Annotated in this window: 16 protein-coding genes, 1 tRNA gene and 1 pseudogene; 11 read left to right on the top strand and 7 right to left on the bottom strand. The window is 65.8% G+C overall.

Going from position 1 to position 20,058, the window contains the following annotated elements; genetic code table 11:
* Positions 1–33 precede the first annotated feature (33 nt).
* Both P0Y59_19710 and P0Y59_19705 read right to left on the bottom strand, forming a co-directional pair.
* Positions 34–1,455 carry a sensor histidine kinase gene (locus tag P0Y59_19710; protein ID WEJ99143.1) on the bottom strand — a complete coding sequence of 474 codons (1,422 nt, stop codon included), beginning with the start codon at positions 1,453–1,455 and terminating at the stop codon, positions 34–36.
* On the bottom strand, positions 1,448–2,119 hold the full coding sequence (locus P0Y59_19705; protein ID WEJ99142.1) for a response regulator transcription factor: 672 nt from the start codon (positions 2,117–2,119) through the stop codon (positions 1,448–1,450). Before P0Y59_19705 ends, P0Y59_19710 begins: the two co-directional genes overlap by 8 nt.
* A gap of 143 nt (positions 2,120–2,262) precedes the next feature.
* Between P0Y59_19705 and P0Y59_19700 the strand changes: the two genes are divergently transcribed.
* The 3 genes from P0Y59_19700 to P0Y59_19690 are packed head-to-tail and all read left to right on the top strand — an operon-like array spanning position 2,263 to position 7,693.
* Positions 2,263–3,309: an efflux RND transporter periplasmic adaptor subunit gene (locus P0Y59_19700; protein WEJ99141.1), complete on the top strand. Its 1,047-nt coding sequence runs from the start codon at positions 2,263–2,265 to the stop codon at positions 3,307–3,309.
* Positions 3,310–3,314: 5 nt separating this feature from the next.
* Positions 3,315–6,404, top strand: a complete 3,090-nt coding sequence (locus P0Y59_19695) for a CusA/CzcA family heavy metal efflux RND transporter (protein WEJ99140.1) — start codon at positions 3,315–3,317, stop codon at positions 6,402–6,404.
* On the top strand, positions 6,401–7,693 hold the full coding sequence (locus tag P0Y59_19690; GenBank protein WEJ99139.1) for a TolC family protein: 1,293 nt from the start codon (positions 6,401–6,403) through the stop codon (positions 7,691–7,693). The genes P0Y59_19695 and P0Y59_19690 overlap by 4 nt, the downstream gene beginning before the upstream one ends.
* A 160-nt stretch (positions 7,694–7,853) precedes the next feature.
* On the opposite strand, the gene P0Y59_19685 is transcribed toward P0Y59_19690, so the two are convergent.
* The gene (locus tag P0Y59_19685) at positions 7,854–8,033 is read right to left on the bottom strand and encodes a hypothetical protein (GenBank protein WEK02683.1); all 180 of its coding nucleotides are present in this window, start codon (positions 8,031–8,033) and stop codon (positions 7,854–7,856) included.
* 23 nt (positions 8,034–8,056) lie between these two features.
* Between P0Y59_19685 and P0Y59_19680 the strand changes: the two are divergent.
* Positions 8,057–8,404, top strand: a pseudogene (locus P0Y59_19680) (amidohydrolase family protein).
* A gap of 299 nt (positions 8,405–8,703) precedes the next feature.
* On the opposite strand, the gene P0Y59_19675 reads toward P0Y59_19680, so the two are convergent.
* Positions 8,704–8,778: transfer RNA gene (locus tag P0Y59_19675), tRNA-Thr, on the bottom strand.
* Between the two features lie 215 nt (positions 8,779–8,993).
* Entirely contained in the window at positions 8,994–10,790 is a 1,797-nt protein-coding gene (locus P0Y59_19670) for an aminopeptidase P family protein (GenBank protein WEJ99138.1), read from the bottom strand.
* A gap of 303 nt (positions 10,791–11,093) precedes the next feature.
* Between P0Y59_19670 and P0Y59_19665 the strand changes: the two genes are divergently transcribed.
* From P0Y59_19665 to P0Y59_19650, 4 genes are read left to right on the top strand one after another with little or no spacing between them, the layout of a single operon-like run.
* Complete coding sequence (locus tag P0Y59_19665; protein WEJ99137.1) at positions 11,094–11,381, top strand: hypothetical protein; 288 nt, start codon at positions 11,094–11,096, stop codon at positions 11,379–11,381.
* 27 nt (positions 11,382–11,408) lie between these two features.
* Positions 11,409–12,341: a hypothetical protein gene (locus P0Y59_19660; protein ID WEJ99136.1), complete on the top strand. Its 933-nt coding sequence runs from the start codon at positions 11,409–11,411 to the stop codon at positions 12,339–12,341.
* A gap of 31 nt (positions 12,342–12,372) precedes the next feature.
* Positions 12,373–14,433: a S9 family peptidase gene (locus P0Y59_19655; GenBank protein ID WEJ99135.1), complete on the top strand. Its 2,061-nt coding sequence runs from the start codon at positions 12,373–12,375 to the stop codon at positions 14,431–14,433.
* Complete coding sequence (locus P0Y59_19650) at positions 14,433–14,822, top strand: acyl-CoA thioesterase (protein WEJ99134.1); 390 nt, start codon at positions 14,433–14,435, stop codon at positions 14,820–14,822. The genes P0Y59_19655 and P0Y59_19650 overlap by 1 nt, the downstream gene beginning before the upstream one ends.
* Before the next feature lie 26 nt (positions 14,823–14,848).
* Here the strand turns inward: P0Y59_19650 and ppc are convergent, their stop codons facing one another.
* Together ppc and P0Y59_19640 are read right to left on the bottom strand one after the other, a co-directional pair.
* Complete coding sequence (gene ppc / locus P0Y59_19645) at positions 14,849–17,524, bottom strand: phosphoenolpyruvate carboxylase (GenBank protein ID WEJ99133.1); 2,676 nt, start codon at positions 17,522–17,524, stop codon at positions 14,849–14,851.
* An 89-nt stretch (positions 17,525–17,613) separates the two neighbouring features.
* Entirely contained in the window at positions 17,614–18,180 is a 567-nt protein-coding gene (locus P0Y59_19640) for an HNH endonuclease (protein WEJ99132.1), read from the bottom strand.
* A 94-nt stretch (positions 18,181–18,274) separates the two neighbouring features.
* Here P0Y59_19640 and gluQRS point away from each other — a divergent pair, with 94 nt between their 5' ends.
* Genes gluQRS through P0Y59_19625 form a run of 3 tightly spaced genes read left to right on the top strand, consistent with a single transcriptional unit; the run spans position 18,275 to position 20,024 of the window.
* Complete coding sequence (gene gluQRS / locus P0Y59_19635) at positions 18,275–19,177, top strand: tRNA glutamyl-Q(34) synthetase GluQRS (protein ID WEJ99131.1); 903 nt, start codon at positions 18,275–18,277, stop codon at positions 19,175–19,177.
* Positions 19,178–19,186: 9 nt separating this feature from the next.
* Positions 19,187–19,420: a twin transmembrane helix small protein gene (locus tag P0Y59_19630; protein WEJ99130.1), complete on the top strand. Its 234-nt coding sequence runs from the start codon at positions 19,187–19,189 to the stop codon at positions 19,418–19,420.
* A 19-nt stretch (positions 19,421–19,439) separates the two neighbouring features.
* The gene (locus P0Y59_19625; GenBank protein WEJ99129.1) at positions 19,440–20,024 is read left to right on the top strand and encodes a cob(I)yrinic acid a,c-diamide adenosyltransferase; all 585 of its coding nucleotides are present in this window, start codon (positions 19,440–19,442) and stop codon (positions 20,022–20,024) included.
* Positions 20,025–20,058 lie beyond the last annotated feature (34 nt).

Genomic DNA, 20,058 nt, shown 5'->3' with positions numbered 1-20,058 from the left:
GACGTCCAACCAGTGACGTGCCCCCCCCAACCTTCATCCAACCAAAACTAAATCCTGCGCGTCTGGGGCCGCGCCCAAGCGGAAATCCCGCGGCAGCAGCACTTCGGCGCACAGGCCGGTCGGCGCGGCGGACTGAAGCCGCAGCCGGCCGCGATGGAGCCGAATGACTTCCTTCACGATGCTGAGCCCGAGACCCGTGCCCTTTTCCGTCGGTTGAGTTCCCCGATTGAAGCGTTCCAGCACATGCTCGCGGTCTTCCTCGGCGATGCCGGGTCCATTGTCTTCGACCATGAGGCGAATGCAGTCGGCCTGAACGGACAGCCCGACCCGAACGCGCCCGCCCTCCGGGATATAGAGGATCGCGTTATCGACCAGATTGGCGACGAGCTGCTCGATCGCATGGCGGTCGCCATGGAAGAGCGTCGCGCCGGCGGCCCCATCGACGCCGATCTCAACGCCTTTGCGCAAGGCCCCGGGCACCGAGCCGGCAACGGCTTCGAGCAGCGCTTCTTCGATCGGAAACGTCTCGAAACGTTCGGGACTAGCCTCGGTTGTTTCAAGGCGCGAGAGGGTCAGTAGCTGGCCGGTGAGCCTGACCAAACGATGGCTGGCATGATCGATCTTCCCGAGCCTGGCCCGCATTTGATCATGGCTGTCCGACCGAAGGGCGAGTTCGACCTGTGTGCGAATATTGGCGACAGGCGTCCGTAACTGGTGCGACGCGTCGGCAATGAAACGCTGCTGTGCGGTCATAGCATCAGCCAGGCGCTCGATCAGCCGGTTGATGACGCCAACCTGCTCCTCGAGTTCGGCCGGGAGCGCCTTTTCCTCGATCTGGCGAAGCTTCCTCGGATCGAGCCGTGCGATGGCGTCCCGGACGCGTGCCAGCGGTGCGACGCCGCGACCGACGCCCACCCAGATCAACAGGATGACGCTGGCCAGAAAGAGAAGTTGCGGCGCGATCAGATAGGTCATGACCTCGCGCGCGAGAATCTGACGCTTCTGCCGTGTCTCGGCGACCCTGATCGCAAGCTGCCGGCCGTCCGGTCCACCAACCACGCGCTGGACGATGCGAACAGGGCGCCCTTGCACGAGCGCGTCGTAGAAGATGTTTCCATGCCCGTTGCGAGGCTCGCCCCGCGGCCCGGGCAGGTCCATGTTGCCACCGTAGCGCCGGCCCGTTTGATCCAGGAGCAGGTAGTAGATCAGGTCCACACGATCAAACTGCACCATCCGCTGGGCCGCGGAAGGGAAGTCGACAACGAACCCGCCGTTCCGGCTTTGAACCTGCCCGGCGATCGTCTCGGCCGTGTCTTCCAGCGAGCGGTCATAGGCGAGGTTCGCGAAATGGATGACGATGGAGTAGGTCCCCCAAAGCCAGATGAAGGAGAGGGCGAGCGACGCCGGCAGGAGCCAGGCCAGTAGTCGCCAACGCAGCGTGGCGCTCCTAGCCACCGCCGTGCCGCTCCATAAGATAGCCCAGCCCGTGGATCGTGCGAATGTTGATCGCATGCGGCGCCAGCTTCTTGCGCAGGCGAGACACATAGACCTCGACGCTGTTGGTGCCGACCTCGCGGTCCCAATTGCTCATCTGCTGCGCCAGCCTGGCCTTGACGACCACCTCTCCCATCCGACCGATCAAGGCTTCCAGAATGTCGATATCGCGCGCAGACAACTCAAGGACCTGACCGTGCACATAGGCCCGGCGGGTCGCCGGGTCGAACTCCAGCGGGCCGTTTGTCAGCCTGACGACTGTCCCGGTGATACGACGACCGATCGCCGCGACCCGGGCCTCCAGCTCGCCAAGCGCGAAGGGCTTGACGAGATAGTCGTCTGCCCCGGCCCGCAAGCCGGCGATGCGCTCGGTGACGCCGTCGCGCGCCGTCAGGATCAGCACCGGTGTCGCGTCCCTGCGGCCACGCAGGAGACGCAGGACATCCAGGCCGTCCATATCGGGCAGGCCCAGGTCGAGCACCGCAAGATCATAATGGCCGGCGCGAAGCGCGATCTCCGCGGTTCCACCCGAGGCAACGGCGTCGGTGCGATGGCCGGCCAGTTCGAGGGCGTGCGCGATGCTCTCGCGCAGGTCTTCGTCATCCTCGATCAGCAGCAGCCGCATTCCATCTCCACCGCCAGTCAGGACTTTGTCAGGGCCGACCAATAATCGCCTGCACGAGGCTGTCCCGCAAGACGCCAGCAATTTTGGGGTCCTGAAGGATGGTGCTTCGATCGATGTCTCGGTCTCGCTGCGTATATTCGGCGATGCTCGCTCTGTCTCTGGCGGCGTGTTCAAAACCTTCGGCAACGAATGAGACCACCACCACGCCGACGGTCGAGGCGATGGTGCGCCAGGGCTTCGTCAAGGTTGAGCGCGTCGGGGACGGCTCCGCTGGCCTTGGGCTCGCCTTGCCCGGCCGCGTGGCGTTCGAGACCGCGGCGCTGGCGGTCGTCGACACCCCGGTGCCCGCCCGCATTGTCACCCTTCATGTCCGGCCCGGCGAGCAGGTCGCACGCGGCGCGGCGCTCGTGACGCTGGCGGGAGCCGAGGTCGCGAGCGCGCGGTCAGCGGTGATCTCGGCGCGTGCCCGGCTCGCGGCGGCCGAGGACCTGCTGCGCCGCCAGAATGAGATGGTGAAACGCGGCGTCGGAACCGAGGTCGAGCGGTTTGGCGCCGAGACGGCCGCGCGCCAGGCGCGCGCCGAACTGACCAGCGCCGAGCGCGCCTCGGCGTTGATCGGCGGCGGCGCGGGCGACACCTTCACCTTGCGCGCGCCGGTCGCCGGCACCGTGCTCAGCATTCGCGGCAATGTTGGCGCCATCGCCGATGCGGGCGGAGAGTCCATCATGGACATCGGCGATCCGTCCCGCCTCTGGGTCGTGGCGGATGCCGCCGAAAGCGAGCTGGCGACGATCCGCATGGGCATGCCGGCCCAGGTCACGGTCGCCGGGGCGACGGTTTCCGCCAGGGTCGAAGGGCTCGGCTCGTTCGTCGATAGCGATCAGCGCCGCGTTCCCGTCTATCTGCGCCTCGTCGAGCGGCCCACGAACCTGACCGCCGGCATGTTCGCCGACGTCCGGTTCGCCAGCGACACCGCCATCACGGTGCCTGTAGATGCCGTGCTGGTGAAGGAAGGCGCGCGCCGGGTCGTGTATGTGCGCGACGGTCGCGGCAAATATGTGCCGCGCGACGTCCAGGTCGGCGCCTCGCGCGAGGGGCGTGTGGTCATCACCAGCGGCGTACATGCCGGCGAATTCATCGTCACCCACGGCGCATTGCTGCTCGACAGCAGCGCCGGCCAGCAGCTCTGACGCCCATGCTGTCACGCCTCATCGACCTGTCCGTGCATCGCCGCGTCGCGGTGCTGGTGCTGGCCGGCATTCTCGCGGTGCTCGGCATCCAGGCCTATCGCGGCCTCTCCATCGAAGCCTTTCCCGACGTCACCAACGCGCAGGTGCAGGTCATCACCCAGATGCCCGGCTATGCGGCGACCGAAGTCGAGCGGCAGGTGTCGATCCCGTTGGAGCGCGCGCTCAACGGTACGCCGGGCATGACGCTGCTGCGCAGCGAAAACCTGTTCGGCCTGTCGATCATCACCCTGGTCTTCGATGACCGCGCGGACCCCTTCACCAGCCGCATGGTGGTATCGCAGCGTATGGGGGACGCCGAGCTGCCCGAGGGCGTGACGCCGACGCTGGCGCCGGAGTCCACGCCGCTGGGCAAGATCTACCGGTTCCGCGTGACGAGCGATCGGCACGATCTGTTCGCGCGGCGCTCAGAGATGCAGTGGACGATCACGCGCGTGCTGCGCCAGGTGCAGGGCGTCGCCGATGTGGTGCCGTTCGGCGGGTTCCTGAAGGAACTGCACGTCGCGGCCAATCCCGGCAAACTCTATGCCGCCGGTATCACGCTTGACGACCTGCAGGATGCGCTCGGCAAGGCCAACGCCAATGTCGGGGGCGGCTTCCTGCGGCAGGGAGACCAGGAACTTACCGTCCGCGGTATCGGCCTGATCCAGTCGCCAGAGGACATCAAGCGCATCCCGCTCAAGGCCAAGGACGGCACCGCCCTAACCGTCGGTGACGTCGCCAGCATCTCCATGGCGCCAACGCCTCGGCGCGGTTCGGTCGCCTATAACGGCCAGCGCGAGGAGGTCGAGGGACTCGTGCTGATGCGGCGGGGCGAGAACCCTTCCGTCGTCCTCGAAGGAATCCATGCCCAGGTCGAGCGCCTCAACGCGTCGATCCTCCCGCGCGGCATGAAGATCGTGCCGGTCTACGACCGCAGCGATCTCGTCTCCCACACGGTCGCAACCGTGCAGGACAATCTGCTGCACGGCTTCATCCTCGTGGTGGCGATCGTCTGGCTGTTCCTGCGCAGCTTCACAGGCTCGGCGATCGTCGCCGTGGTCATTCCACTGTCGCTGCTCACCGCCTTTATCGGCCTCAGCCTGCTCGGCCTGCCCGCCAACCTCATCTCCATGGGGGCGATCGATTTCGGCATCCTCGTCGATGGCGCGGTCGTGCTGGTCGAGGGCGTGATGCACGCCATCCGGGTGAAGCGGCCAACCAGCCAGAAGGACATCGTGAAGCTGGTGATCGCGTCCGCGATCGAGGTCGGGCGGCCGATCTTCTTCTCGATGCTGATCATCATCGCCGCCCTGCTCCCGGTGTTCACGCTGCAATCGGTCGAGGGGCGGCTGTTCCGCCCGCTCGCGCTGACCTACGCGTTCGCGCTGACCGGTGCGCTGGTTTTCGCGCTGACGGTCGTGCCGGCGCTGTGCGCCGTCCTGTTCAAGCCCAAACATGCCGACATCGCCGAACCCGCCTGGATCGACGGATTGCGCGCGCGATATCGGCGCCTGCTCGACGCCATCCTGCACCACCGGCGCCTCACCCTCGCGGGCGCGGCGGCGCTGCTGGTGATCGGCACGGTCTCGGTGAATCATGTCGGCACCGAATTCCTGCCCGAGCTCGATGAAGGCGATATCGCGATCTTCGTCGAGATGCCGAACAGTATCGCCATGGAAAAGGCGCAGGACGTGCTCGGCGTCGTGCATGCGCGCCTCCTCGCCTTTCCCGAAGTCCGCGACGTCCATTCGGAACATGGTCGCCCCGAGGACGGCACCGACAATGAAGGCGTCAACATGGTGAAGACCTTCGTTCGGCTTGAGCCGCAGGGTCAGTGGCCGTCGCATCGCAGCAAGGCGGACCTGATCGATGCGATGCGCCGATCGCTCGCGGCACTGCCGGGCGTGCGCTTCAACTTCTCGCAGCCGATCAAGGATAGCGTCGAGGAGGCGGTGGCCGGCGTGCGCGGCAAGGTGGTCCTGAAAATCTACGGCACCGATCTCGACGCGATGCGCCAGACGCTCCTCAAGGCAAAGGATGCGATCCAGTCCGTGCCGGGCGTCACCGAGCTCGACCTCTACCGCGATGCGCTCAGCCCCCAGCTTCTCATCAGCCTCGACCGCGCCGCGCTCGCCCGCGCGAACGTGCCGATCCAGGATGCCGAGCGGACGATCGAGACAGCGCTCGCCGGGCGTATCGCCACGGAATATTGGGACAAGGAACGACCGGTGCCGATCCGGCTGATGCTTACCGCGCCGTCGCGTGACGATCTCGACAAGGTGGCGGCACTCCAGATCGCGACGCCGACCGGCGGTCGGGTCCCGCTCTCCCAATTCGCCAAGGTCGAGGTGGCGAGCGGGCCGACCACGATCGTACGCGAGGGCAACATCCGCTTCCTGGCGCTCAAGTTCAATGTCGAGGGCCGCGACATGGGCTCGACCGTGAAGGACGCGATCGCGGCGGTGAACGCCAGGGTGAAGCCGCCCGAGGGGCATTATTTCGTCTGGGGTGGCGAGTTCGAGAACCAGCAGCGTGCCGCCAAGCGGTTGCAGATCGTCGTGCCGATCGCACTGTTGCTGGTGCTCTGCCTGCTCTATGCCGCCATGAACAGCGGACTGAGCGCGCTGGCGATCGTCGCGACGATTCCGTTCGCGCTGACCGGCGGCGCCTTCGCCCTGCTGCTTGCCGGCGTTCCCTTGTCGGTCAGCGCTGCGGTCGGTTTCATCGCGCTGCTGGGACAGGTTTCCCTGATGGGCGTGCTGGTGCTGTCAGCCGTCGAACAGCGTCGCCGCGCCGGAGCAGAGCTGCTGCCGGCCTTGCTGGACGGCGCCGTCGATCGGCTGCGGCCGGTGTTGATGGCGTCGTCTCTGGCGATGCTGGGCCTGATGCCCATGGTCGTATCGACTGGCATCGGCAGCGAGACGCAGCGGCCGTTCGCGCTGGTGGTGGTCGGCGGCATGGTCACGACGCTCATCGTCGCGCTCCTCATCCTGCCCGTGATCTACAGCTACATCACCCCCGGCAAACTCCACACGCCCGAGGAGGCCGACGCATGATGCTGCGCGCGCTGCCCATCATCTCGCTGTTGATCGTTACTCCGGCGCTGGCGCAGACAGCCGCCGGTCCTGTCTTGCCGCAGGAGGCGGACGGGTCGCCCGTCGCCATGGTCCGTCCGCCTTCGGTGATCGACCTGCCGACCGTGCTCCGCCTCGCCCAGACCGCCAATCCCCGCATCGGTATCGAGGAACAGGCGATCGCCGGCACGGAAGCCGACCGCATCACTGCGGGGGCGCTGCCGAACCCGAGGGCCTCCTACACCGGATCCTATCAGCCTGCGGAACTGACCAACTTCTCTACCCGGCGCGGGCAGGAGGCGAGCGTGGAATTGCCGCTCCTATTGGGGGGCAAGCGCGGCGCCCGGGTCACCGCCGCCAATCGCCGCATCTACGCCGCACGCGCGCAGGCCGCCGTGACCAGGCTCGACATCGCAACCGACGCCGGGACGGCGTTCGTGACGCTGCTCGCGGCGCAGGAGGCAGTCGTCGTACGGCACCGGGCGGTCGAGGAACTGTCGCGTCTCCGATCGGTGGTGGCTGGCAGGCGATCGTCCGGCGTCGCAAGCGACTATGATCTGGTCCGGGTCGATGTCGAGGTGGAAGCGGCGCGCGCCGATCTGGCGGATGCCGAGGTCGATGTCATCTCCGCCCAGGCGGATCTGTCGAATGCCCTCGGCGTATCCGGCTGGCGACCAGAAGCAAGCGGTCGGCTCGACGGCCTCGCGCGATTGTCCGCAGGCCCGCGCCGATCGATCGATGCGCTGCCGAGCGTGGTCGCGGCGCTGGCCGACGAACGGGTGGCGCGCGCCGATGTCATAGCAGCGCGGCGCGAGCGTTTCCCTGAAGTGTCGCTCAATGGCGGCCGGTTCTGGACCACAAGCCCCTTCGGCCCGACCTATTCCCTCGGCGTTTCGCTGGAGATTCCCTTGTTCGACCGGCGTAACGGCGCTGTTCGCAAGGCGGAGTCGGACGCCCGCGCCGCCGAGTTCCGTACCCAGATCGCCAAGTCCAGGGCCGCGACCGAGATCGAGCGATATGCCGCGCAGGTCGATACCCGCAGCGCTGCATTGGCGACCTTCAACCGTCAGATCGGCGCCAAGCTGCCGCAATTGGGCCAGATGGCCGAAGATGCGTATCGGCTGAGCGGCGGCTCGGTCAACGAGCTCATCGATGCGACGCGCTCGCGTTTCGAGAACGAAGTCACGCGGATCGATTTGTCCCGCAAGCTCGCCGAGGCGATGCTGCGACTGGAACTGGCCCATGGCGAAGGCGCAGGCGACCACCCATGACGGCAGGGATCGGCGCCTGTATCGCCTTGCAGCTGATCGCCAACAGCTTGTCGTGAGGCCGAACAAGTCAGCATAGTCGCGGACGTGGGACGTGATCCGCGGCGGTCGCCGCGCAGCCGGAGGTCGACCGGCTGCACTGTCTCCCTGCCCGAAGCATCGGTCATTTCGACTTCTCCGACGACATCTTGCCGCCCCGCGTCACTCGGACGCGGTAGTTCACCAGCTCGCCGTCACCGCCGGCACCGACGACGAAGAGCGGCGGCAGGTCACTCTGTGCGATCGTCTCAGGCGCCGAGCGAAGTTCGACATGATAGGTGCGGCGATCGGTGTTGATGACCAAGTTGGTCGTCAGTCCGGGGCGGGTATATGGGACGCCCCGACGTCTCCCAAGGACCTGACGGGCCCGACATGCGCGCGTTCCGCGCTCTCATGAGCAGCAGGGACGAGATTTGGGTGAAAGACCACCTGTCCTGACCGTCTTGACAGCGCCGACCTCCCTCACCGGGACTTCGTGCGGTCAGTGCGGCCGCTGGTCGAGGATTATCCGGATCGCGTATTGTGGGGAACCGACTGCCGCACCCGAACATGGAGGAGGTTCTCCCCGACGACGGCCTCCTGGTGGACGTGATCCCGGAGATCGCGCCGACCGCCGAGCTGCGACACAAGTTGCTGGTGGCTAATCCCATGCGCCTTTACTGGCCCGACGAATGAGGTTCGGTACCTCTTCGTAGAACGACTTCGAAAATGGCGCCCGGTCACTAGTGACGGCCGCTCTGTCTGGAGACGCTATTATTCGGGCGGAAGCATCGCAATCGCGGCCGAATCGGCCCTCTGACGCTACTCGCGGAGAGCCCTCTGATACCCAATCCGTTGCTTCGGACGCCGCCGAAAGCACACCAGAGCGGCCTGCGTTTTCGTGCCGCGTGTGTCCAATACCTGTCCAACCGCCGGAGAAGGGGTCCGGGAGCCCCCGAGGGGGTTGGCCAAGCCATTGATTTATAGCGAGAAAATGGTGCTGCCGGTGAGGATTGAACTCACGACCTCAGCCTTACCAAGGATGCGCTCTACCACTGAGCTACGGCAGCATTACCGGTCCGAAGCCCTTACGGCCAACGGCGGAGCGCGCCTAAGAGACGAGGGCGGCGGGATTGTCAAGGCGAAGCGGGCATCGGATAAGGCATTATGCCCGACAAGGACGAGAAAGCCGCACGCCTCGCCGCTGCGTTGCGCGAAAATCTGCGGAAGCGGAAGGCCCAGGCACGGGCAGGCGATACACCGCCCGCACCCCGCGAGGACGATTCTAGCCGATAGGGGCGCACTTCGCCTGAAGCCATTCCAACTCCTCGCCCAGCATTTCGGGGCCCAGGATTTCCAGCACCTTGGCGTGATAGGCATTCAGCCAGTCACGCTCCGCCACCGTCAGCAGGTCCGCCACGATCAGTGACCGCTCGATCGGGCAGAAGGTCAGCGTCTCGAACCCAAGCATCGGCTCATCGCCGCCGGGGATCGCGCGTTCCTCGACTAGGATCAGATTCTCGATTCGAATGCCGTATTCGCCCGCCTTATAGTAGCCCGGCTCGTTCGAGAGGATCATGCCAGCACGCAGCGGCTCGGATGGACCACCACCCGGATAGTTCGGCTTGGCGATACGCTGCGGCCCTTCATGCACCGACAGATAGGCGCCGACGCCGTGGCCGGTGCCATGCGCGAAATCGAGCCCCGCCTCCCACAGCGGTCGCCGCGCGAACGAATCGAGCTGGCCGCCATTGGTGCCCGGCGGGAAGACCGCTGTCGCCAGCCCGATATGCCCCTTCAGTACCCGCGTGAACCGGTCGCGCATCTCCTCGCTCGGCGTGCCGATGGGGATGACACGTGTCACATCGGTCGTACCATCGGCATATTGTCCGCCCGAATCGACCAGATAGAGCTGGCCGGGCTCAAGCGGCGCATTCGATTCGGGAGTCGAATGATAGTGCGGGCTCGCCCCATGCGCGCCGGTCGCCGAGATAGTGTCGAACGAGGTGTCGCGCAGCACGCCGGTCGCCTCGCGATATGCCTGCAATTTGGCGACGCAGGACAATTCGGTCTGCCCGCCCTTGGGTGCTTCCTCCTCGACCCATTTCAGGAACCGCGCGAGTGCCGCGCCGTCGCGTACCGAGGCCGCACGATGCCCGGCAATCTCGATCGGGTTCTTCATCGCCTTGGCCAACACCACTGGATCGCGCAGCGGCAACACCGTCGCCCCGCCCGCCTCCAGCCGCCCGAAGATCGCCGACACCGCCCGCTCCGGATCGGCGGCCACCCGCTTGCTGGCATAGGCGCCCAGCGCCGACGCAAAGGCCGCGCGATCCCGCACCCGCACCGCATTGCCGAGATGCTGGAGCACCTCATCCCCGATCTTCTCGGGCGCAACGAACAGGTCGGCAGTACCGTCGGCATCGACGATCGCATAGGCCAGCGCGACCGGCGTATGCGCCACGTCCTGCCCGCGCACGTTCAGGGTCCAGGCGATCGAGTCGAGCGCCGAGAGCACCACCGCATCGGCCTTGTGCTCGGCCAGCCAGTCCGCGATCGCCGCACGCTTCTCCGCCGAGGATTGGCCGGCGCTCGCCTCGTCCTGCACGACAAGCTTCGCATCGGATGGTTGCGGGCGATCGGGCCAGACCGCGTCGACCGGGTTGGTGCCGACCGGGACCAGCGCCGCGCCGCGCCCGGCCAGAGCCCGGCCCGCCTCCTCGACCCAGCCCCCCGTGTGCAGCCATGGATCGTAGCCGATCCGGGCGCCCGCCGCCGCATGGGCGCCGAGCCACATCGAGATGCTCGTTCCGGGTACGGAGACATAGTCCCACTGCCCGCCGTCGACCTGCTCGCGCACCTGCAAGGTGTAGCGCCCGTCAGTGAAGATCGCTGCCTCCTCCGGCAGCACAACCGCGCTTCCGGCCGACCCCTGGAAACCGGTCAACCAGGCGAGACGCTGCGCATAGGCACCGACATATTCGCTCATATGCTCGTCGGTCAGCGGGACGACGAATCCGTCGAGCCGGTCACGCTTCAATTGTTCGCGAAGAGCGGCGAGGCGGGCGGCATGGGTGGACATCAGCGATCTTTCACATGGAGGCTTGAAGGGCCACGGAAACGTGACGCCCGGCATCGGCACGTGATGCCAGAAACGCCGCGGACAGGACAAGGGTGGCGCGCGCCGGCGGCTTGATTGACATCGCGCGCCCGGCGCGCCTAGCCTTGGTCCGGCGCCCGGTAGCGACAGGCACCGAGGGGAGCAGCCGTGGCGGATCTGGCAAGTCAAACCCGGCGTCCTGTAACCGAAGATCGTCGCGCGGAGGTCTTCCAGGCAGCCGGCAGACCTTCCGCGAAGAGCATGGCGCTAGCAGGCGGCGACCGTGTGACCTCGCTGGTTCGCCAGCACGAGATGCTCAACAGCGGCCCTCATGTCGTCGCCTTGCAAAGAGTCGCGACCATGCTGCGTGGCCCGCAGGCCGCGTCGCTGTCGAACCACCCGGCCGGGCCAGTCCGTCCAGCGGCTCAGTTGAAGGCTGTCGTGCCGATCAACGGCAATGCCGCAGTGGTGCAGCGAATCCAGATCGAGGCGTTGCTGGGCGAGGCCGAGAATGCCGGGCAAATCAACGCGCAGCTCGGCGACCTCATCGCCAACCGACCGGGCGACGACTAAGCCGAGCAGGGCGAATTTGCCGACGCGTTGGTGCAGGCTGCCGGTTTCTGGCAGGGGCTTGGCGCGAACGAGATTGGGGACAGCACCGCCGACCAGCGCATCAATCTGATCGCGGCCTTGATGGAAGCCGATGCGCCGGCAGGATTGGTACGCCTGATGCGGTATTTTTTCGGTCTCGCCGGGCCGCCACGCGACGCGGCGCGCGGGATCGGCACGCTCGATTTCGTCCGCCACGAGGAAGGCGGCATTGCCGGCATCGTGGGACGTCCCGGCCTGTTCGCCATACCGACGGGCGCTGCCTCCCAGGCGCGTCGCCACATCACGGCATGGCACACGTTGCGCAACTTGATGAACCACATCATCGCCAATTTCGGTCCCGACGACCTTTCCGAAATATCCAGGGGAATCGTCGACGTGGTCGATCCCGAGATCGCGCGACAGGCAACGGATATCGCGCAGCGCGAGGCCGGAGAGGACGGCGCTGAATTTCGCATTCTCTGGCTGGCGATCGTCCTCAACAACGTCCCGCACAATCTCTGGCTTGGTGCGGCGCGCGAGAATATCTCGATCAACACGCTGGCCGGGTTCATCGTGCGATGGACCGACGAGTTGCGCGCGGGAGACATCTCCATCGCGGTGTATCGCGATCGGCTTACCCGGTACAATGCCGGCTCTCCGATGGCACGGCGGATCATCCAGCAGTTGCTCCACGAGATGGACCAGCCGCATGTCACCGAGCCGCCAGAAACCAGCCACCTCGCCATCTACGAGATCGTCCAGCGCGAGATCAGGCCCCAGCTCGAGATCGACCCGCGACGGCGCGAGCATATCTCCCCCCTGCAATTGTTCCTCTACGAGGCTGGCGAGGGCGCTGTGGTCGTCGAGGAAATAGGGCATCTCTCGCGCGCGCTGCGAGACTTTGTGCGCGATCCGGCGGAAGACAATGGAGAACAGGCTTAGACAAGCCCGGCACGGGCACTAAAGGGAGCATATGACCGCACCCAAGCCTCCCGTCGCCGACCGGCGCCCCCACAGTTTCACCGCGCACGGCATCACCATCGAGGACCCCTATGCCTGGATCAAGGACCCGGGCTATCCCGAGGTCACCGACAAGCAGGTGCTCGCTTATCTCGAGGCGGAGAACGCGTATTTCGAGGCGGTGATGGAACCGCGCAAGCCGCTCACCGACCGGCTCTATGAAGAGATGAAGGGCCGCATCAAGGAAGACGATTCATCCGTTCCCCAGAAGGATGGCGACTGGCTCTACTGGACCGCGTTCGAGACCGGCGGCCAGTACCGCAAATGGTGGCGCAAGCCCGTCGACGGAGGCCCGGACGAACTGATCCTCGACGAACCCGCGCTCGCCGAGGGCAAGGAATATTTCCGCCTCGGCGCCTTTTCGGTCAGCAATAACGCGAAGCTTCTGGCCTATGCGATCGACGACAATGGTTCGGAACGGTTCGAGGTTCGCGTCAAGGACCTGGAGACTGGCGAGCATCTGCCCGACATGATCCCCGGCATGCTTTCCGAGATCGTGTGGACCGCCGACGACAGCGGCTTCCTCTATGGCCTCGCCAATGAGCAATGGCGCACCGACAATGCCCGGCTCCATCGGCTCGGCACGCCGATCGACCAGGATATCGAGCTGTTCAAGGAGGCTGACGAGGGTTTCCGCGTCGGCGTCAGCGAGACAAGCTCGCGCAAATGGATCGTGATCGCGAGTGGCGACCATGTGACCAGCGAGGTATATCTCCTCCCCGCCGACAACGTCCTCGCCGCGCCGGTCTGCGTCTCGCCCCGTAAGGTCGGCCGCGAATATGACGTGGACGAGCACGACGACACCCTGTTCATCCACACGAACGATACCGACCCGAACTTCCGCCTTTGCACGGCATCTATCGAAGCGCCGGGAGAATGGACCGAGCTGATCGGCCCGTCGAAGCATTTCTACATGACCGGCGTGGACTGTTTCCGCGATTTCTTCATCGTCGACGGGCGCGAGGACGGGCTCGATCAGATCGAGATCCACCGCTATGATTCGTCCATCGCGCCACAACGCATCGTCTTCCCCGAGGCAAGCTATGACGCCGGCCTCGGCAACAATCCCGAATATGCGATGGACGTGCTGCGCGTCGGCTATGAATCGATGGTCACGCCCGGCACCGAATATGATTACGACGTCGCGACCGGCACGCTGACCACGCTCAAGGTGCAGGAAATCCCCTCGGGATATGACGCCGGCAAATACCGTACCGAGCGGCTGAAGATCGTCGCCCGCGACGGGACCGAGGTGCCGGTCTCGATCGTCTATCCCAGTGATTTCCCGAAGGACGGCTCGGCACCGCTCTTCCTCTACGCATACGGTGCTTATGGCTATGCCATTCCACCGGGCTTCTCGACCGGGCGACTGTCGCTGCTCGACCGCGGCTTCGCCTATGCCATCGCGCATATCCGCGGCGGCGACGATCTCGGCCAGCAATGGTATCTCGACGGCAAGCTGGAGAAGCGCGAAAATACGTTCAACGACTTCGTCGACGTGGCGAAGGGACTGATCGCGGGCGGCTGGACCAGCCCGGGCAAGATCGCGATCGCGGGCCGCTCGGCCGGCGGCGAGCTGATGGGCGCGGTGGTCAATTCCGATCCCGGCCTGTGGGGCGCGGTGATCGCCGATGTGCCGTTCGTCGACGTGCTCAACACCATGCTCGATGCCGATCTCCCGCTCACCCCCGGCGAATGGCCAGAATGGGGCAACCCGATCGAGGACAAGGCGGCGTTCGAGCTGATCAGATCCTATTCGCCCTATGACCAGGTGAAGGCGCAGGCCTATCCGCCGATGTTCATCTCCGGCGGCCTCAACGATCCGCGCGTGACCTATTGGGAGCCCACCAAATGGGCAGCGAAGCTGCGCGCGACCAAGACCGACGACAATATGCTGCTGCTCAAGACCAATATGGGCGCAGGGCATGGCGGCAAGTCGGGCCGGTTCGAGAGCCTGCGTGAGGCAGCCGAGGAGCATGCCTTCGTCCTGTGGCAAATGGGCGTCGAGGGCTGATGGCCTTCAAGCTCGCCAGGACCGCGACTGACGCTGACATCGACGAGCTCGGTCACGTCAACAATGCGGTCTGGGTGAGGTGGATTCAGGATATCGCGGTTTCGCATTGGGAAGCGATCGCGTCGGCCGAGCAGCGGCAGGCCTATATCTGGGTCGTGACCCGGCATGAGATCGACTATCGCGGCAATGTCGGCCTTGGCGAGACGGTGACGGGCGAGACCTGGGTTCCCGAACCGCCCAGGGGCGCCCGGTTCGACCGGCATGTGCGATTCACCGGCGCCGACGGCAAGGTGAAGGTTGAAGCGGTATCGACCTGGGCACTGCTCGACCGCGCGACGGGCCGGTTGCTGCGGGTGCGGCCTGAACTGGCCGCGCCTTTCCTCACTTGATTCTCCCCGTGCCGGGGAGGAATTGATCAGCCCGAATTCCTGAGCGCCGTCGCGATCGCGTTGATCGACAGCAATATCCCTTCGCCGATCCGCTCATCCGTCTCGCCCGCGCGATGACGCTTCATCAGTTCGATCTGCAGCAGGTTGAGCGGCTCGATATAGGGCAGCCGCAGCCTGATCGATGCGTCGAGCGCGGGATGCTTTTCCAGCAGGCGCGACTGGCCGGTGATGTCGAGCAGCCCATCATGAGTCTGCTGCCAGCCGCCCCTGATCGCCCCGAACACATTGTCCGCCAGCGCCCTATCCTCGACCAGGGCCGCGTAACGCCCGGCGATGTCCATGTCGGACTTCGCGATCACCTGCTCCATATTGTCGAGCGTCGCCGCGAAAAACGGCCAGCCCTGCGCCATTTCCGCCAGAAGCCCCTTGTCCTCGAACCCGGCGATCGCCTGACCAACGCCGTACCAGCCCGGCAGCATCACCCGCGCCTGCGCCCAGCTGAACACCCAGGGAATGGCGCGCAGATCCTCGATCCGGTCGGACTTGGTCCTGCTCGCCGGGCGCGAGCCGATCTTGAGCCCCGAAATCTCCGCGATCGGCGTCATCTGGCGGAAAAAGGTGCGGAAGCCGTCGGTGCCATAGACCAGATCGCGATACGCCTTGAACGCGCTGCCCGACAGCGCGTCCATCGCCGCGCCGAAGCGCGCCTGTTCGGCTGGCGACAGCACGTCCGGCTCAAGGCTGGCGAGCAAGGTGGCCGAGGCCATCGCCTCAAGATTGGTCATCGCGCTTTCGCGCGTGCCGTATTTGCCGGCGATCACTTCGCCCTGTTCGGTGATGCGGATACGCCCCTGCACCGTACCGGTCGGCTGGGCACGGATCGCGGCGAAGGCAGATCCGCCGCCGCGCCCGACCGCGCCCCCGCGCCCGTGGAAAAGCTGCATGCCGACGCCAGCCTTGTCGAACACCGGCTTCAGCGCGGTCGAGGCCTTCGACAACGACCAGGTCGAGGTGATGTAGCCCCCGTCCTTGTTCGAATCCGAATAGCCGATCATCACTTCCTGGAATCCGCGCGCGCGGGTGATCGTGCCGGCCTCGGGCAGGGCGAACCATTCGGTCATGATACCCGGCGCCGCCTCCAGATCGCCGATCGTCTCGAACAGTGGGACCGCCATGATCGCCGCGCCCGGCGTCTCGCCGGGCCGGTAGAGCCCGACCTCCTTGAGCATCACGTTCACTTCGAGCAGGTCGGACACCGATTGCGCCATCGAGACGATATGCTGGGTGATGCAGCCCGGGCCGTATTTGGCATGCGCATCCGCGGCGGCGCGGACGATGGCGAGTTCGGATGCCGTCTCGTCCGAATAGGTCGCGAACTGGCTCGACAACGGCCGCGCATTGGACAGTTCGTGGCGCAGCAGCGACACGCGCTGCGATTCATCGAGCGCGAGATAATCGCCTTCCACCCCCGCCACCTTGAGCAGCTCAGCGACCACGCGCTCCAGCACCGCACTGTTCTGACGCAGGTCGAGCGTGGCGAGATGGAAGCCGAAGGTCTCGACCGCGCGGATCAGCCGCCCCAGCGCCCCGCCCGAGGCGAGCGCCCCGCCGCCGCCATCGCGCAAGGCCCGGGCGATGGTGACGAGATCGGCACGGAAACTCTGCGGATCGGGATAGGGCTCACCGTGGAGCGGGCCTGGCCGGGGCGCCGCTTTCCCGGTCAGCGCCAGATGAGTCGCCGCGAGCCGTGCGTAGATGCCCGACAGCGCGCGACGATAGGGCTCGTCCTCCCGGCTCGCCGCATTGTCGCCGCTGGCATCGGCCAGTGCCTGCACCCCCGCATCGGCCGCGGTGATGCCTGTCGAGATCGACAGTTCCGCACCCAGCGCGTTCACCGCGTCGAGATAATGGCCGAGCACCGCCTCGCACGCCTTGGCCAGTGCGATCCGCAGCGAATCCGCCGTGACGAAGGGATTGCCGTCGCGGTCGCCGCCGATCCAACTCCCAGGCCGCAGGAAGCTGGGGCTGCGCTCGCCAAGGGCACGGTCCCAGCGCTGGTAGAGCGCGGGCAACGCCGGCAGGAACACGTCGCGAAGATAGCTGAGCGCGGTCTCCACCTCATCGGCGACGAACAGCCGTTCCTTGCGGAGCACGCGCGTCTGCCAGAGGAGCGCGATCTGGCGAAGGATCGCCTCGTCCACCGCGTCGCCTTCAGGCGTCTCCGCCAGCCCCGCATCCTTCAGGCCCATCAGCTCGGAGATGCGGTTGCGATGGTCGATCATGCTCTTGCGCCGCACCTCGGTCGGGTGGGCAGTGAGCACCGGGGCGATCAGTGCATGATCGAGCAGCGCCATCACCGCTGCATGATCGATCCCCTCGTCCGCCAGCCGCTTCAGTGCGGATTCGACATCGGCGCCCTTTTCGGCGGCAACACCCTGCCGGTCCTCGGCGAGGTTGGCGAGCATCGAGAACAGCATGAAGCCGCGCACGAAATCCAGCGTCTCGTCAAGGCTCAGCCGGTCGAGCCCGAGATCGACTGAATCCTTGCCCGCGACGCCGCGATACCGGTCGACCGAGGCGGCACGGATATATTCGGTGCGCCTGAACAACGTGTCCCCGCCATAGGAGCGGATGACGTCGCCGAGCAGCTTGCCCAGGAAGCGGATGTCGGGATTGTTCGCGATGGAAGGAAGATCGGCCATGGCGCGATGCTGCAGCGCGGTATCGTTCCGGTCAACCGACGATCGACGCGAATTTCAGATCCCCCTCCCGCTGGGAGAGGGAAATTCCCTCAGGCCTCCAGCTCGACGTCCCAATAGAGCCAGTCATGCCAGGTATCATGCAGGAAATTGGGCGGAAACCGCCGGCCATGTTCCTGCAGATGCCAGTTCGTCGGCCGGATCGCGCCGATATGCAGCGGCATGCCCGCCTGTTTCGGCGTCCGCCCACCCTTCTTCAGGTTGCAGGGTGCGCAGGCGGTGACGACATTCTCCCAGGTCGTGCGCCCGCCCTGTGCGCGCGGCACGACGTGATCGAAGGTCAGGTCATGCCCCGATCCGCAATATTGGCATTCGAACTTGTCGCGCAGGAACAGGTTGAACCGGGTGAAGGCCGGAAAGGCGCTTGGCCGCACATAGGATTTCAGCGCGATCACCGAGGGCAGCTTCACCCGGTGATTGGGGCTGCGCACCTCGCGTTCATATTCGGCGACGATGTCGACCCGGTCGAGGAACACTGCCTTGATCGCGGTTTGCCAAGGCCAGACACTGAGCGGATAATAGCTGAGCGGCGTATAGTCGGCGTTCAACACTAGGGCCGGGCAGCTGTCCGGATGGCGGATCAGATCGGGATGGTACACGCGAACGACCCCCTTTGCTTCCTGGCGCGGCAATCGCCGACTAGGATGACGCCGTGATGACAGCACAGCGCGCGACTCGCGGTCAAGAGCCGGTTTGAACGAGGTGATCACCCGGTTCGCGCCCAGCCCTACGGGGCTGTTGCATATCGGCCACGCCTGGTCGGCAATCCTCTCGCACGACCGCGCGAAGGAGACAGGCGGGCGCTTCCTCCTGCGCATCGAGGATATCGACGGCACGCGCAGCCGCCCCGACTTCGTCGATGCCATTCTGCGCGACCTTGCCTGGCTCGGGCTCGAATGGGACGGACCGGTCTTGTTCCAGGCCGAACGGCTTGGACTTTATGCCCGGGCGATCGACCGGCTGAAGGCGCTTGGCCTGCTCTACCCCTGTTTCTGCACCCGCGCCGAGATCGCCGCCAGCCTCTCAGCGCCGCATGGCGATGCCGGGCCGCTCTATCCCGGCACCTGCCGACACCTCGCCGACGATGCTCGCGACCGTCGACTGGCAAGCGAGCAACATGCGTGGCGGCTGGATATGGCGCGTGCGCTCGATCTCCTCTCCCCAGCGGCGGAGGAAATGCCGGAACAATTCCGCCATGACGGCAAATTGATATGGCATGACGACATCGTCGGCGATGTCGTCGCGACGCCCGAGATGCATGGCGACGTCATCCTTGCCCGCAAGGATGCGCCCGCCAGCTACCATCTCGCCGTGACCGTCGACGATGCCGCGCAGGGCGTCACTCATGTCGTGCGCGGCCGCGACCTGTTCGCCGCGACTCATGTGCACCGGTTGCTCCAGGCGCTGCTCGGCCTGCCGACGCCGGTCTATCGTCACCACGCGCTGCTCGCCGACGAAACGGGCGAGCGGCTTGCCAAACGCAACAAGGCACCGACGCTGCAGGCGATGCGGGAGGCCGGTATCGACGGACGCACCCTTGCCGACGACCTGCGCGCGGGGCACCTGCCCATTGGCTTTCGGCTGTCGGAGGTTTAAATACCTGGCATGAACACCTTCCTCTTCATCCTCCTGATCGCGGCGATGCTCGCGACCGTCGCCATGCTGGTCCGCGGCCTCGCGGTTTTCCTGCTCAACGCGAGCAACGAGGTGAAGGGCGAGGGCGGCGGCCCGACCGCCTCAGCGTTGAAGTCCAACAAGATGATGCAGTACCGCATCTTCTTCCAGGCGATCGCCATCGTGATCGTCGTGCTGATCTTGTTCCTCGCCGGCAAGAACTGACCCTCGGGTCAGTCCGGCCATGGTCAAGCTCAACAAGATCTATACGCGTACCGGCGACAACGGTACCACCGGCCTGGTCGACGGATCGCGCGTCGCCAAGAACGATCCGCGCATGGCCGCGATCGGCGATGTCGACGAGGCGAACAGCGCGATCGGCGTGGCGATCGCAGCGTTCGGGCCCGGCGGATATGCCAGCGCGCTGACGCGAATCCAGAACGACCTGTTCGATCTCGGCGCCGACCTGGCTACGCCCGGCGAGGATTTTGCGCCGTCCGACATGTCGCTGCGCATCGTCGCCGCACAGGTTGCCCGGCTTGAGGACGAGATTGACGCGATGAACGCCGATCTCGGCCCGTTGACCAGCTTCATCCTCCCCGCCGGCACTGCGGGCGCTGCCGCCCTTCACCTCGCCCGGGCCATTACCCGCCGCGCCGAACGCACGGCGGTCGCGGCCGCACAGGCCACCCCTTTGAATCCGCTCGCCCTCTCCTATCTCAATCGCCTGTCGGACTATCTGTTCGTCGCCGCGAGGCGCGTGAACAAAGACGCGGGTGGCGACGTTCTGTGGATTCCGGGTGCGTCCCGAGACCTGACGGGACAGTAGCTTGGCTTGACTTTGGCCGGCGCGTTCTGGAAAA

This window comes from Candidatus Sphingomonas phytovorans (assembly GCA_029202385.1).
GTDB lineage: Bacteria > Pseudomonadota > Alphaproteobacteria > Sphingomonadales > Sphingomonadaceae > Sphingomonas > Sphingomonas phytovorans.
The sequence above is the reverse complement of the archived record's forward strand: the minus strand, read 5'-3'. Positions and strand labels throughout refer to the sequence as shown.